Origin of the sequence: Rhizobium sp. BK377 (genome assembly GCF_014193935.1) — a bacterium.
In the GTDB taxonomy this organism is placed as follows: Bacteria; Pseudomonadota; Alphaproteobacteria; order Rhizobiales; family Rhizobiaceae; genus Rhizobium.
The window spans coordinates 1,247,981-1,260,508 of sequence record NZ_JACIAC010000001.1 but is presented as its reverse complement, the minus strand read 5'-3'; the positions used below and the strand labels follow the sequence as shown (position 1 = coordinate 1,260,508).

The 12,528-nt window shown below is 59.5% G+C and carries 13 protein-coding genes, 1 tRNA gene and 1 riboswitch; of the genes, 8 read left to right on the top strand and 6 right to left on the bottom strand.

Annotation, left to right across the window (positions count from 1 at the left end; genetic code table 11):
• The first annotated feature begins 10 nt into the window (after positions 1-10).
• From pstB to phoB, 3 genes are all read left to right on the top strand, one after another.
• Positions 11-826 (top strand): phosphate ABC transporter ATP-binding protein PstB, encoded by an 816-nt coding sequence (pstB, locus tag FHT92_RS06255; RefSeq protein ID WP_183746441.1) that lies wholly within the window; start codon positions 11-13, stop codon positions 824-826.
• A 44-nt stretch (positions 827-870) separates the two neighbouring features.
• Positions 871-1,584, top strand: coding sequence for a phosphate signaling complex protein PhoU (gene phoU / locus FHT92_RS06250; protein WP_183746444.1), 714 nt, complete (start codon positions 871-873; stop codon positions 1,582-1,584).
• A gap of 130 nt (positions 1,585-1,714) precedes the next feature.
• On the top strand, positions 1,715-2,398 hold the full coding sequence (gene phoB / locus FHT92_RS06245) for a phosphate regulon transcriptional regulator PhoB (RefSeq protein WP_183746447.1): 684 nt from the start codon (positions 1,715-1,717) through the stop codon (positions 2,396-2,398).
• A gap of 198 nt (positions 2,399-2,596) precedes the next feature.
• On the opposite strand, the gene FHT92_RS06240 is transcribed toward phoB, so the two are convergent.
• The gene (locus FHT92_RS06240; protein WP_183823227.1) at positions 2,597-3,388 is read right to left on the bottom strand and encodes a pyrroline-5-carboxylate reductase; all 792 of its coding nucleotides are present in this window, start codon (positions 3,386-3,388) and stop codon (positions 2,597-2,599) included.
• Positions 3,389-3,686: 298 nt separating this feature from the next.
• A complete protein-coding gene (locus FHT92_RS06235) occupies positions 3,687-4,217 on the bottom strand; it encodes a GcrA family cell cycle regulator (RefSeq protein WP_183823226.1) in 531 nt (176 codons plus the stop codon).
• A gap of 425 nt (positions 4,218-4,642) precedes the next feature.
• Here FHT92_RS06235 and FHT92_RS06230 point away from each other — a divergent pair, with 425 nt between their 5' ends.
• The 3 genes from FHT92_RS06230 to FHT92_RS06220 all read left to right on the top strand — a co-directional run bounded on the left by FHT92_RS06230 (position 4,643) and on the right by FHT92_RS06220 (position 7,889).
• Positions 4,643-5,842, top strand: coding sequence for an aspartate aminotransferase family protein (locus FHT92_RS06230; protein WP_183746456.1), 1,200 nt, complete (start codon positions 4,643-4,645; stop codon positions 5,840-5,842).
• A 45-nt stretch (positions 5,843-5,887) separates the two neighbouring features.
• A complete protein-coding gene (argF, locus tag FHT92_RS06225; RefSeq protein ID WP_183746459.1) occupies positions 5,888-6,805 on the top strand; it encodes an ornithine carbamoyltransferase in 918 nt (305 codons plus the stop codon).
• Positions 6,806-6,896: 91 nt separating this feature from the next.
• On the top strand, positions 6,897-7,889 hold the full coding sequence (locus FHT92_RS06220; protein ID WP_183823224.1) for an Hsp33 family molecular chaperone: 993 nt from the start codon (positions 6,897-6,899) through the stop codon (positions 7,887-7,889).
• Positions 7,890-7,897: 8 nt separating this feature from the next.
• On the opposite strand, the gene apaG is transcribed toward FHT92_RS06220, so the two are convergent.
• Both apaG and FHT92_RS06210 read right to left on the bottom strand, forming a co-directional pair.
• Complete coding sequence (apaG, locus tag FHT92_RS06215) at positions 7,898-8,290, bottom strand: Co2+/Mg2+ efflux protein ApaG (protein WP_183746465.1); 393 nt, start codon at positions 8,288-8,290, stop codon at positions 7,898-7,900.
• Positions 8,291-8,535: 245 nt separating this feature from the next.
• A complete protein-coding gene (locus tag FHT92_RS06210; RefSeq protein WP_183746467.1) occupies positions 8,536-9,720 on the bottom strand; it encodes an O-succinylhomoserine sulfhydrylase in 1,185 nt (394 codons plus the stop codon).
• 46 nt (positions 9,721-9,766) lie between these two features.
• A riboswitch (SAM riboswitch) is annotated at positions 9,767-9,845 on the bottom strand.
• Positions 9,846-9,918: 73 nt separating this feature from the next.
• On the opposite strand from FHT92_RS06210, the gene FHT92_RS06205 reads away from it, so the two are divergent.
• Both FHT92_RS06205 and FHT92_RS06200 read left to right on the top strand, forming a co-directional pair.
• Positions 9,919-11,013, top strand: coding sequence for a 2'-deoxycytidine 5'-triphosphate deaminase (locus FHT92_RS06205; RefSeq protein ID WP_183746469.1), 1,095 nt, complete (start codon positions 9,919-9,921; stop codon positions 11,011-11,013).
• A gap of 59 nt (positions 11,014-11,072) precedes the next feature.
• Positions 11,073-11,146, top strand: a tRNA-Gly gene (locus FHT92_RS06200).
• Between the two features lie 140 nt (positions 11,147-11,286).
• Here FHT92_RS06200 and FHT92_RS06195 read toward each other — a convergent pair.
• Both FHT92_RS06195 and FHT92_RS06190 read right to left on the bottom strand, forming a co-directional pair.
• A complete protein-coding gene (locus FHT92_RS06195) occupies positions 11,287-11,844 on the bottom strand; it encodes a hypothetical protein (RefSeq protein WP_183823222.1) in 558 nt (185 codons plus the stop codon).
• Between the two features lie 2 nt (positions 11,845-11,846).
• Positions 11,847-12,434 (bottom strand): ComF family protein, encoded by a 588-nt coding sequence (locus tag FHT92_RS06190; protein WP_183823220.1) that lies wholly within the window; start codon positions 12,432-12,434, stop codon positions 11,847-11,849.
• Between the last annotated feature and the right edge of the window lie 94 nt (positions 12,435-12,528).

The window sequence follows — 12,528 nt, the reverse complement described above, 5'->3', positions numbered from 1 at the left end:
AGTAAAGATCATGAACATGTTGACGGAAGCAGCAGTTGAGAAGGCGCTGGACCAGAAAATGAGCAACGTCCCGTATAAGATGATCGGTCAGGATGTCTCCGTTTATTACGGTGACAAGCGCGCGCTTTTCGATGTCAATCTGAACATCCGGGAAAACACCGTGACTGCCTTGATCGGCCCGTCCGGCTGCGGCAAGTCCACCTTCCTGCGGTCGCTGAACCGTATGAACGACACGATCGACGGCTGCCGCGTCACCGGCAAGATCTCGCTCGACGGTGAGGACATCTACGATCCTGACATCGACGTCGTCGAGCTCCGCGCCCGTGTCGGCATGGTGTTCCAGAAGCCGAACCCGTTCCCGAAGTCGATCTATGAAAACGTCTCCTACGGCCCGCGCATCCATGGCCTGGCCAAGTCGAAGGCCGACCTCGACCAAATCGTCGAGTCGAGCCTGCAGCGCGCCGGCCTCTGGAATGAGGTCAAGGATCGCGTGCACGAATCCGGCACCGGCCTTTCCGGCGGTCAGCAGCAGCGTCTGTGCATCGCACGCGCCGTTGCCGTCAGCCCCGAAGTCATCCTGATGGACGAGCCCTGCTCGGCACTCGACCCTATCGCGACCGCCAAGGTCGAAGAGCTGATCCACGAGCTGCGTGAAAACTACACCATCGTCATCGTGACGCATTCCATGCAACAGGCCGCACGCGTGTCGCAGCGCACGGCCATGTTCCACCTCGGCAACCTGGTCGAGGAAAACGATACCGACAAGATGTTCACCAATCCGGACGATTCGCGCACCCAGGACTATATCATGGGCCGGTTCGGCTGATTTTGGCGGTGTGAAGCCTTTCCGATTTTCGAGGACAAAGCCCCATGGCATCGACACATATTTTTTCCGCCTATGACGACGATCTGAAGTTCCTGTCCCGGCGCATCTCCGAGATGGGTGGTCTTGCCGAACAGATGGTCGGCGAGGCCGTCCGCGCGCTGGTCAACGGTGACACCGCGCTCGCTCAAAAGGTCATTTCCGACGATGTGATCCTCGATCACACCGAGCGCGAGATCAACGACAAGGCGATCGTGACGATCGCCCGCCGTCAGCCGATGGCCTCCGACCTTCGCGAGATCATGGGCTCGATCCGCATCGCCGCCGACCTCGAGCGCGTCGGCGATCTCGGCAAGAACACGGCAAAGCGCGTCATCGCGGTCCAGAGCACCGGCGTTCCGCGCAAGCTCGCCCGCGGTCTCGAGCATCTGTCCGAACTGGCGCTGGTCCAGCTCAAGGAAGTGCTCGACGTCTATACGACGCGCTCCGCTGACAAGGCCAAGTCCATCCGCGAGCGCGACGACGAGATCGACGCCATGTACACCTCGCTGTTCCGCGAACTCCTGACCTACATGATGGAAGATCCGCGCAACATCACGAGCTGCACGCACCTTCTCTTCTGCGCCAAGAACATCGAACGTATCGGCGACCATGCGACCAACATCGCCGAGACGATCTATTACATGGCGACCGGCGCCCAGCCGGAGGGCGAGCGTCCGAAGGACGACAGCTCCAACACCGTTGGTGCGGTGACGGAGTAATCCTGAACTGCCGATGCTTGCGCGCCCCGCGCTGGGGCGCGCGAGGGTCGCAGCCCATTCCGAGTTCCTGCATGATCCCTTGCTTAAATCACCCCCGGTTTAAGGATCGTGCATTAGGAGACTGACACGCATGATCCCAAGAGTTGCAGTTGTTGAAGATGAGGAGGCGCTAAGCGTGCTTCTCCGCTACAACCTCGAAGCCGAAGGTTTCGAGGTGGACACGATCCTCCGTGGCGACGAGGCCGAAATCCGGCTTCAGGAACGCACGCCGGACCTGCTCATCCTGGATTGGATGCTGCCGGGCGTTTCCGGTATCGAGCTTTGCCGCCGGCTGCGCATGCGGCCGGAAACCGAGCGTCTGCCGATCATCATGCTGACGGCGCGCGGTGAAGAGAGCGAGCGTGTTCGCGGTCTTTCGACCGGCGCGGACGATTATGTCGTCAAGCCCTTCTCCACGCCGGAACTCGTTGCCCGCGTCAGAGCGATGCTGCGCCGCGCCCGCCCGGAAGTTCTCTCCACGGTTCTGAAGTGTGGCGATATCGAGCTCGACCGCGAAACGCATCGCGTTCATCGCAAGAGCCGCGAAGTCCGCCTCGGCCCGACCGAGTTCCGCCTGCTGGAATTCCTGATGTCGTCGCCGGGCAGGGTCTTTTCCCGCTCGCAGCTGCTCGACGGCGTCTGGGGCCACGATATCTACGTGGACGAACGCACCGTCGACGTCCATGTCGGTCGCCTGCGCAAGGCGCTGAACTTCTCCAACATGCAGGATGTCATCCGCACCGTCCGCGGCGCGGGATATTCCATGGAAGCTTAATCCGAGTGATCGGAGGTCCAGACGGGTCGCTCGCTTGCCGGGCGGCCCGTTTGCTTATCTGGTGCCTACTCAAGATACGGCGATGAGTAGGCTCGCCCTGTCCGTCGAACTTGAAGTGACCTGTCTCGACGAAGCCCAGCTTCTCATGAAGAGCCGACACCAGTCGCCGGAAAAGCGAACTTCGAGAGGATCTGCCTTCTACAGACGGATGCGTGCAAGAATCCGATCAAGAGCCTTCTGCAGAGCCGCCGTGCCGCCGAACTCGCGAAAGTCTTCGAGCACCTGTTCATTCAATCCGCCCTTGGTCGAATGCTCGCCGATGAGTTCATCGAAACTCGCGACAGGTTTTAAGCGGGCAGCATGGGCGAGGCCGGAAAACAATTGACGGAGGTAGGCGTCGCCAGCTGGTCTCGAGAGCCCCTGGCTCTGCAGCCAGCTCGACGTCGCGTCCAGAATGCCGAAATAGGTGGCCATCAGGCAGCTGGCCACCGCGAGAAGTTCGAACTCCTGCTTGTCTTCAACCTGGATCGCCGTTCCGAGCGCCGAAAAGAGGGTGTGGGAAACCTCGTCGGGCGGGTAGATCGCGGTCGCCCCTTGGAGATCTGCGACGAACGGAAGTGGAATTGCCAGGCTTAGGTGGTGAACGGGCTGATCGATCCACGCCAGCAGTTGATCGATTGGCGTGGCCGCGACAAAGCTGATGACATGGTGGTCCGGCCGAAATCGGAGCGAGCGGATGACCTCCTCGGCAATTTGCGGCCTCACGGCCATGAATACGAGATCGGATCGGTCGAGAACATCCTGGTTGCCCAAAGCGATCGACACATTCCGGTTTGCCGCCGCGAGGCGGCCTGCGACGCTTGCGCCACGCGGGGACAGCACGATCGGCGTGTCGCAAAAAGCTGTCTTGCCCAGTCCGGTGACGACGGCCTCGGTAATCGTGCCCGTCCCGACGAACCCGATTGTCATCCGCTTTGGATCGATCTCCATTGGCACCCCTGACCGACTGTTGCGCCGTGCTGCTCGACGAGAATACTGCATCTGTATCAGAAAATCGCGTTACAGTGCCATCACCACCATTCCATGCCTGTTGAGGGCTGAAACGCATTGGCGGCGTTGGCCGCATAACTTTCGCATCTTCCGGCATGGTGTACGGCCGGCAAGGATCAGCCTCCGGCAGACAGTCGTGGCCACGAGCCGTTTCCAGCCCTATGCCGGCAAAAAATCACCCCTCCGCGCATCGGCGAGGAGGGGCAATGATACGTTGCAACTGTTGGAAAATCGCGGGTCAGCCGACCCGGACAGCCTTGCGGCGCTCGCTCACCGGCTGGTAGGCGAGGCGCTGATGGTAGCTGCAGTAGGGCGACGAGTCCGTAGAGTCGCAACCGCAAAAATAGAAGTCATCCTTCATCGGATCGCCGACCGGCCACTTGCAGGTGCGCTCCGTCAGTTCCGTCAGGCCGAGGCGGCGCGAAATCGGCACGACCACATTTTTGGCCGGCACATATTCCATTTCCTCGGCGGTTTCGATCTCGATCTCTTCCTTCAGCATCGTCGCGCCCTGCTGGCGCGTTACGGTGCGGGTAGCGATGCGAGATGCATAGTTCGGGGCGCGGGGCGCCGAGGTCGTGCGCTTCGGTGCGCGCGCCGCGGTTGCCGTGCCGCCGGCCTTGGCGCGGCCGGGAAGACTGAGCCGGTGAACCTTGCCGATAACGGCGTTTCTACTCACACCGCCAAGCTGCGCTGCGATCTGGCTGGCGCTCAGCCCCTCCGACCAAAGCTTCTTGAGCTTCTCGACACGCTCGTCTGTCCAGTTCATTGCCCTGTCTCCACCTTTCGCGTTGGTGATGGCAGAATCCCTCACCGTTGCCTCGAAAGTTTCCGAAGCAAGAAACGCCTGATCAATTTTGGTGACTAGTTCCGCCGCATGCAGTCTAGTAATTGAACTTTAACCTAGTGTGAGCCTGACTCTGTGACAAGAGTCGCACGAATCCGATGAATCCGAATTCGGGGTTTTCCCCAACTTGCTTCCCGAGAGAGTCATTTCTGCAACATTAGCTGTTGATAGACCTGAAAGTCCGATTTGAGGCTTGACGCATGCGCTAAATCCTCAGTTTTGTTGACATTGCAGTGCGAAAAGTAAATAGTGCTCCCTGCCGCCGAAAGGCGGCATTTTTGATTTTTCGGGCCTGGTTTTCTTAGCCGGAGTCCGGTGCCCCATAACCTGTTGCAGGAGTTCGCGCCATGGCTGAAGCCTCGCCGCTTTATGATACCTATTCTCGTGCCCCGTTGCGGTTCGAGCGAGGTGAAGGCGTCTGGCTGATCACCGAAACCGGCGAGCGATATCTGGATTTCGGCGCAGGCGTTGCCGTCACCTCCGTGGGGCATGGCAATCCGCATGTCGTGGCCGCCCTCAAGGATCAGGCCGACAAGGTCTGGCATCTCTCCAATATCTATGAAGTGCCTGGCCAGGAGAAGCTTGCCAAGCGCCTGACGGATGCTACTTTCGCCGACAAGGTGTTTTTCACCAATTCCGGCGCCGAGGCTCTCGAATGCGCCATCAAGACTGCGCGCCGCTACCAGTTCTCCAAGGGCCACCCGGAGCGCTTCCACATCATTACTTTCGAAGGCGCCTTCCACGGCCGCACGCTTGCAACCATCGCCGCCGGCGGTCAGGAGAAGTATCTCGAAGGTTTCGGCCCGAAGACCCCGGGCTTCGATCAGGTTCCCTTCGGCGATATCGAGGCCGTACGCGCCGCGATTACCGACAAGACGGCCGGCATCCTCATCGAGCCTGTGCAGGGTGAGGGCGGTGTCCGCCCGGCGACGCCTGAATTCATGAGGGCGCTCCGCCAGCTCTGCGACGAGCACGGCCTGCTCCTCATCCTCGACGAAGTCCAGACCGGCGTCGGCCGTACCGGCAAGCTCTTCGCCCATGAATGGTCGGGTATAACGCCCGACATCATGGCCGTTGCCAAGGGCATCGGCGGCGGCTTCCCGCTTGGCGCCTGCCTGGCGACGGCAGAAGCAGCCTCGGGCATGAAGGCCGGCACGCATGGTTCCACCTATGGCGGCAATCCGCTGGCCATGGCTGTCGGCAACGCGGTCCTCGATGTCATCCTGGCTGACGGCTTCCTGCAGCACGTGCGCGATGTCACCCTCGTCTTCCGCCAGGGCCTTGCCTCGCTCAAGGATCGCTATCCCGATGTGATCGAAGACATCAGGGGCGAAGGCCTGCTGCTCGGCATCAAGGCTGCCATTCCCTCGGCCGAGCTGCTGAAGGAAATTCGCGCTGCACACCTTCTGGCGATCCCGGCAGGCGATAATGTCATCCGTCTGCTGCCGCCGCTGGTCGTAACCGCGGAGGAGGCGCGCGAGGGGATTTCCCGTCTCGAACGCGCCGCCGAAAGCATCCGTGCCGCCAAGGTCAAGAAGACCGCTTGATAGGACAATGCCCCGCCCGCTGGCGGGCGTAGCAGGTAACGAACAATGGCTTCCCCCAAACACTTCCTCGATCTCTCCGCAGTCACCGCATCCGACCTCAGAACCATCATGGAGGATGCCAAGCTGCGAAAGCAGGCTTTCAAGGCGGGTTCCGCCGACAAGCCGCTCGCCGGCAAGATGCTCGCCATGATCTTCGAGAAGCCGTCCACGCGAACCCGCGTCTCCTTCGATGTCGGCATGCGCCAGCTCGGCGGCGAGACGCTGTTCCTGTCGGGTACGGAAATGCAGCTCGGGCGCGCCGAGACGATCGGCGACACCGCCAAGGTTTTGTCCCGCTATGTCGATGCGATCATGATCCGCACGACCGAGCACAGCCGGATGCTGGAGCTCGCCGAGCATGCCACGGTGCCTGTCATCAATGCGCTGACGGACGATACCCATCCCTGCCAGATCATGGCCGATATCATGACCTTCGAAGAGCATCGCGGCCCGATCAAGGGCAAGACGATCGCCTGGACGGGCGACGGCAACAACGTGCTGCATTCGCTGGTCGAAGGGGCTGCCCGCTTCGGCTATCGCATGAACATGGCCGTACCCCTTGGTTCCGAGCCGAAGGATCACTATCTGAACTGGGCCCGCAATGAGGGCGCCGAAATCATGCTTTACCATGATGCCGACCGTGCGGTCGCCGGCGTCGATTGCGTGGTGACCGATACCTGGGTCTCCATGAATCAGGAACATCGGGCTCGCGGTCACAATGTCTTCCAGCCTTATCAGGTCAATGCGCATTTGATGGCGCAGGCCGGCAAAGACGCATTGTTCATGCATTGCCTTCCCGCTCATCGCGGTGAGGAGGTGACGGACGAGGTGATCGATGGCCCGCAGTCCGTGGTCTTCGATGAAGCGGAAAACCGTCTTCATGCGCAGAAGTCGATTCTTGCTTGGTGCCTGGGCGCGATCTGAACCATAATCGGATGTCGCGAGTCCAAAACTCGCGGCTGCGCAAGCAGCCGGTACGCTGGCCGGCTGCTCTGACAAAACAGGAGTGAAAGCCATGGCAGAAGCTGCCGCCGCTCTCGGCGAGTTCGATTTCGCCGGCGATGATCACGTCGTCCCCTTCCAGGTGGAAGGGCTGGATGTGCGCGGTCGCGCCGTCCAGCTCGGCCCGATGCTGGATTCAATCCTCGAACGCCATCATTACCCCACGCCCGTCGCCCGCCTTCTGGCGGAGGTGGTCGTGCTCACGGTGCTTCTCGGCACTTCGCTGAAGTTCGAGGGCAAATTCACGGTCCAGACCAAAAGCGACGGTCCCGTCGATCTCCTGGTCGCCGATTTTTCGACGCCGGAAAATGTCCGGGCCTATGCCCGCTTCGATCAGGCCTTGCTCGACAGGGCGATTGCGGCAGGCGAAACCGAGCCGGAACAGCTTCTCGGCAAGGGCGTGCTGGCCTTCACCATCGATCAGGGCAAGTTCAGCCAGCCTTATCAGGGCATTGTCGCGCTTGACGGTACCTCGCTGGAAGATATTGCCGGTGTCTATTTCCGTCAGTCGGAGCAGATCCCGACACGTGTGCGCCTTGCCGCCGCCGAACTCTTCGACCGCGACGAGAACGGCAAGCCCCGTCACCGCTGGCGGGCAGGGGGCCTCGTCGCCCAGTTCCTGCCGGAAGCGCCGGAGCGCATGCGTCAGCCCGATCTTCACGGCGGCGATGGCGATACGCGTGAAGGCGCGCATGTTGAGGATGATGCCTGGACGGAAGCCCGTTCGCTCGTTGAAACGGTCGATGCCGACGAACTGACCGATCCGCAGGTCGGCACGGAACGCCTGCTCTTCCGCCTCTTCCACGAGCGCGGCGTGCGTGTCTACGATCCGCGGGCGGTCTTCGATCGCTGCAGCTGTTCGCGCGAAAAGATCGGCGGCGTGTTGAAGGGTTTCAGCGCCGAGGAGATCGAGGAGAGCCAGGAAAACGGCGAGATCGCCGTGACCTGCGAATTCTGCTCCACGACCTATCGTTTCCCGGTGCAGGAAGTTGCGGCGGCGGAATGATCAAGGCCCTAATTGAGTACGCGCAGCAGGCCGGGTGAATCCAAGGAGAAGGCGGGTATCTCGACATCGAACATCTCGCCTTCGTCCGTTTCCATCTGGTAGTGGCCGAACATCAGGCCGGATGGCGTATCCAGCGGGCAGCCCGATGAATATTCGTAGGTGTCTCCCGGCTGCAGCCGCGGCTGCTCGCCGACGACACCCGGGCCGCTGACCTCGTCGATCTGCCCGTTCTGGTCGGTAATATTCCAGTAGCGGTTGACGAGACGCACGGCTATGTCGGAGTTGTTGGCGATGACGACGCGATAACCCCAGACATAACGATCGTCGTCCGGATCGGATTGCTCCTCCAGATAAAAGGGTTCGACAACCACTTCGATGTCTCGTGTGAGGGCGCGATACATGCCTTACACCTTAGTCAAGATAAGTTACCCGTATCTTATAAGAGGCCCCATCCGTCAAGAAATGGTACAGTGATCATCGCCCCGCCACTCCCAGCTGCGCGGCCTTTCGTTCATTAAGCCTAACTCTCGGTGTTAATTTCAAGGCAAATGCCGCGGTCGCGGCGTGATCCTTGGCGCTTTACACTTGAAGCGCACGCATCGGCTCTGAAAATCGATCTCGATTTTCAGAGCCGATATTGAGAAGATCAGGCCGAAACCTTCGACAGCGCGCGGGCAAAATCCTCGACGAGATCATCCGTGTCTTCGATGCCAGCCGAGAAACGTACCGTACCCGGCGAGATGCCGAGTTCGGCGCGCGCCTCGTCCGTCAGGTTCTTGTGCGTGGTCGTCGCCGGATGGGTGATCAGGCTCTTGGAGTCGCCGAGATTGTTGGAGATCTTCACGATATCGAGCGCGTTCTGCAGCGCGAAGGCCGCTTCCTTGCCGCCCTTCAGCTCGAAGCAGACAAGCGTCGAACCGCCCGACATCTGCTTGGCGATGATATCGGCCTGCGGATGGTCCTTGCGGCCGGGATAGATGACCTTGGCCACCTTGCCCTGATCGGCCAGGAAATCGGCGATCTTTGCCGCATTCTGCGTCTGTTGCTTGACGCGCAGCGGCAGCGTCTCGATGCCCTTCAACAGCGTCCAGGCATTGAACGGCGACATCGCCGGGCCGGTATGACGGAAATAGTCGTGCAGGTTCTCGTCGATCCATTCCTTGTCGGAGAGAACCACGCCGCCAAGGCAGCGGCCCTGGCCGTCAATATGCTTGGTCGCGGAATAGACGACGATATGGGCGCCGAGTTCCAGCGGCTTCTGGAAGAGCGGCGTCGCAAACACGTTGTCGACGACGACCTTTGCACCGATCTGGTTGGCGAGCTTGGCGACACCGGCGATATCGATCACTTCCAGCGTCGGATTGGTCGGGCTTTCCAGGAAGAATACCTTAGTCTTCGGCGTGATCGCCTTCTCCCAGTTTTCCAGAGTGCGGCCGTCGACCAGCGTGCAGTCGATGCCGTATTTCGGCGCCAGTGTTTCGACCACCCAGCGGCAGGAGCCGAAGAGGGCGCGCGCAGCAACGATATGATCGCCGGCCTTCAACTGGCAGAGGATCGCAGCGGTAACAGCGGCCATGCCGGAGGCGGTGGCGCGGGCGTCCTCAGCGCCTTCCAGCATGCACATGCGCTTTTCGAACATGTCATTGGTGGGGCTGCCATAGCGCGCATAGATGAAACCATCAGTCTCGCCCTTGAAGCGCGCTTCGGCGGCTTCCGACGTCTCGTAGACGAAGCCCTGCGTGAGATAGATTGCTTCCGAAGTCTCGCCGTACTGCGAGCGCAGCGTTCCGCCGTGGACGAGTTGGGTTGCCGGGCGCCAGGTCTTGCTCATGCCATCACCACTTTCAAACAACAAAAAAACCGGCCGCAAATGCAGACCGGTTTTCAACCCGGTCTTTTTAGCCACTTGTTTAACGTGGCTGCAAGCCGACCGGCCAAATCACCACGGGATAAATTTGCAATACTGCCGTTCTGCGCTTGCGTCAATTCCCCGACTTTGGTTTTGTCGGCAGCAAATTATGGATGGAGCATGATGGCTCGCGAAACTGGAATTTTGGCCGACCGCGCGATAGCCGCGCTGTTTGAAACGGGGCGTCTTCAAAGCGAACGCGAGCTGGATCGCGACCAGATCCAGCCGGCAAGCCTGGATCTGCGGCTGGGCGCCAAGGCTTTCCGGGTGCGCGCGAGCTTCATGCCCGGCCCATCGCATCTCGTCTCCGACAAGCTCGACCGGCTGAGCCTTCATGTCATCGACCTCAGCGAAGGCGCGGTGCTGGAAACCGGCTGCGTCTACATCGTGCCGCTGATGGAGCATCTCGATCTGCCGGCCAATATGTCGGCTTCCGCCAACCCGAAGAGCTCGACAGGCCGGCTCGATATCTTTACCCGCGTCATCACCGATTACGCGCAGGAATTCGATAAGATCCCGGCAGGCTATTCCGGCCCGCTCTATCTCGAAATCAGCCCGCGCACTTTCCCGATCGTCGTGCGCCGCGGCTCGCGCCTGTCGCAGATACGCTTCCGCGTCGGCCATTCGGTTCTGAGCGAGCCGGATCTTCTGAAGCTGCACGAAACGGAAACGCTCGTCGCCGCCAAGCAGCCGAACGTCTCCGGCGGCGGCATCGCGCTGTCGATCGATCTGACGGGCGACAAGGATGGCCTGATCGGCTACCGCGGCAAGCACCATACCGCCGTCGTCGATGTCGATAAGAAGGATCAGCACGATATCTACGATTTCTGGGAGCCGCTCTACAGCCGTGGCCGCAACGAGCTGATCCTCGATCCGGATGAATTCTATATCCTCGTCTCGCGCGAGGCCGTGCATGTCCCGCCCGACTATGCGGCGGAAATGACCCCCTTCGATCCGCTCGTCGGCGAATTCCGTGTCCACTATGCCGGTTTCTTCGACCCGGGCTTCGGCCATGCCCCGGCCGGCGGGCGCGGCAGCCGCGCGGTGCTGGAAGTCCGCAGCCACGAAGTGCCCTTCATCCTCGAAGACGGCCAGATCGTCGGCCGCCTGATCTACGAACACATGCAGGAGCAGCCCTCGAGCCTCTACGGCTCAGGCCTCGGTTCCAACTATCAGGCCCAGGGCCTGAAGCTGTCGAAGCATTTCCGCATTTGACGTGCGGTAATGCCGCGACTTGACAGCGGCGGCCATCTGTTGAAAGTCTGAGACATCAGGCGGGTGTAGCTCAATGGTAGAGCAGCAGCTTCCCAAGCTGAATACGAGGGTTCGATTCCCTTCACCCGCTCCAGCAACTTCAATAACTTAAGTATGTCGGCGTTTCACTCGTATCACTGCCGCTTCACTTGCAAGGTTCGGCGCGGGTCAGAGGTTGTGTGCCTCACCAATCTGTAACTCGCTTGCTGTACTCCGGCGGGTCCCACTCTTCCGTTAGAATGAGAAGCCCGTCTGATGTTCAGTGAGCTTTCTGACTGCGGCTGAGAGGCCGATCTTTTTTTCAGCTTGGTCTCGGGCTCCATCTGACATTATCTCCAAGAGGTTTTTCAGATCCTTAGGCCCCCTGATAATCGTAAAGGCATCCATCTTATTGACAAACACAACTGATTTTTTGCCTCTTCGCGTCAGTTCGATAACATTGTTTAATGTACCAGTGCTTTTTGCATCCCAGAGCATCAGGCCAAGCTCCGCGATCTCGGCCATGGCGACGTCCTTCGCGGTGAAGAAGGCCTTGGTACCTGGCTCGGCGCTACTGTAAATTTCCTTTACAGGCCAGTTTCCGAGGTTGTTACGAGGCACTTTGCCGGAGCAGTACACGGTGACATTGGTTGCTCCTCTGTCATCTAATATTTCTTGTACAGCTTTATCAACGCCATTGGCGTCCCCGACCACCACTGCGAGGTTCGCAGCGATCAGACTGTCGAGCTTCTCGACAAATAATGATGGCAGGTTCTTTATGGTGATTGAGCCTGCGATAAAAACCGATTCCATTTTCATTTCCACGTAAGTGCAGCCACATAGACTCCTGATATCTTTTTATAGGTTCTAAGAGCTTTTGTCGCGGCCTCCATCGTCGCGCCGCTATGAAAGAGATCGTCGAGTACGAGAGCGTTCCACTGGCCGGCGTTCGTTATCTCGTCATTGATCGAAAATCTGCCCTCCAGTTCCGCTTCCTTTTCTTGTTTCGTTGCAAGATCCTTGAGCTTCTTTCCCGTCGTCGATGGCGCCTTGACGATGATGTTGGCAAAAACCTTGACGCCAATAAGTTTCGCTAGTTCAGCTGCCACCGCGTCAACAGGTTGCTTAGCACGCGTTGTCGAGGCTGGCGCTGGCACAATCAGGCCGATCTTTGGGAATTGAGGTATTATGTGCTCGTGAACGGCAGCTGCCAATATTGCACTTTGATTGAAGTCACTCTTGTACTTCAATTGATACACGGCCTCTCCGGCATCTGTCCGGATGTTATCGAACCTCGCATGGCCAAATTCATCGTTTCCGAGGAAAGCGCTTGACAACATGTGCTTATCAAGCGCGTAGCCCCCATCCCATGGTCCTACTAACTTCTTCAGATTTACCTTCACGGAACTATCCTCTTTTCAGTCGGCAACAGCATTCGACTTTAGGAGTAGAAAGTAAATCAAATTGAAACCACAGATAGCGAGGCGCGCTTTTTCT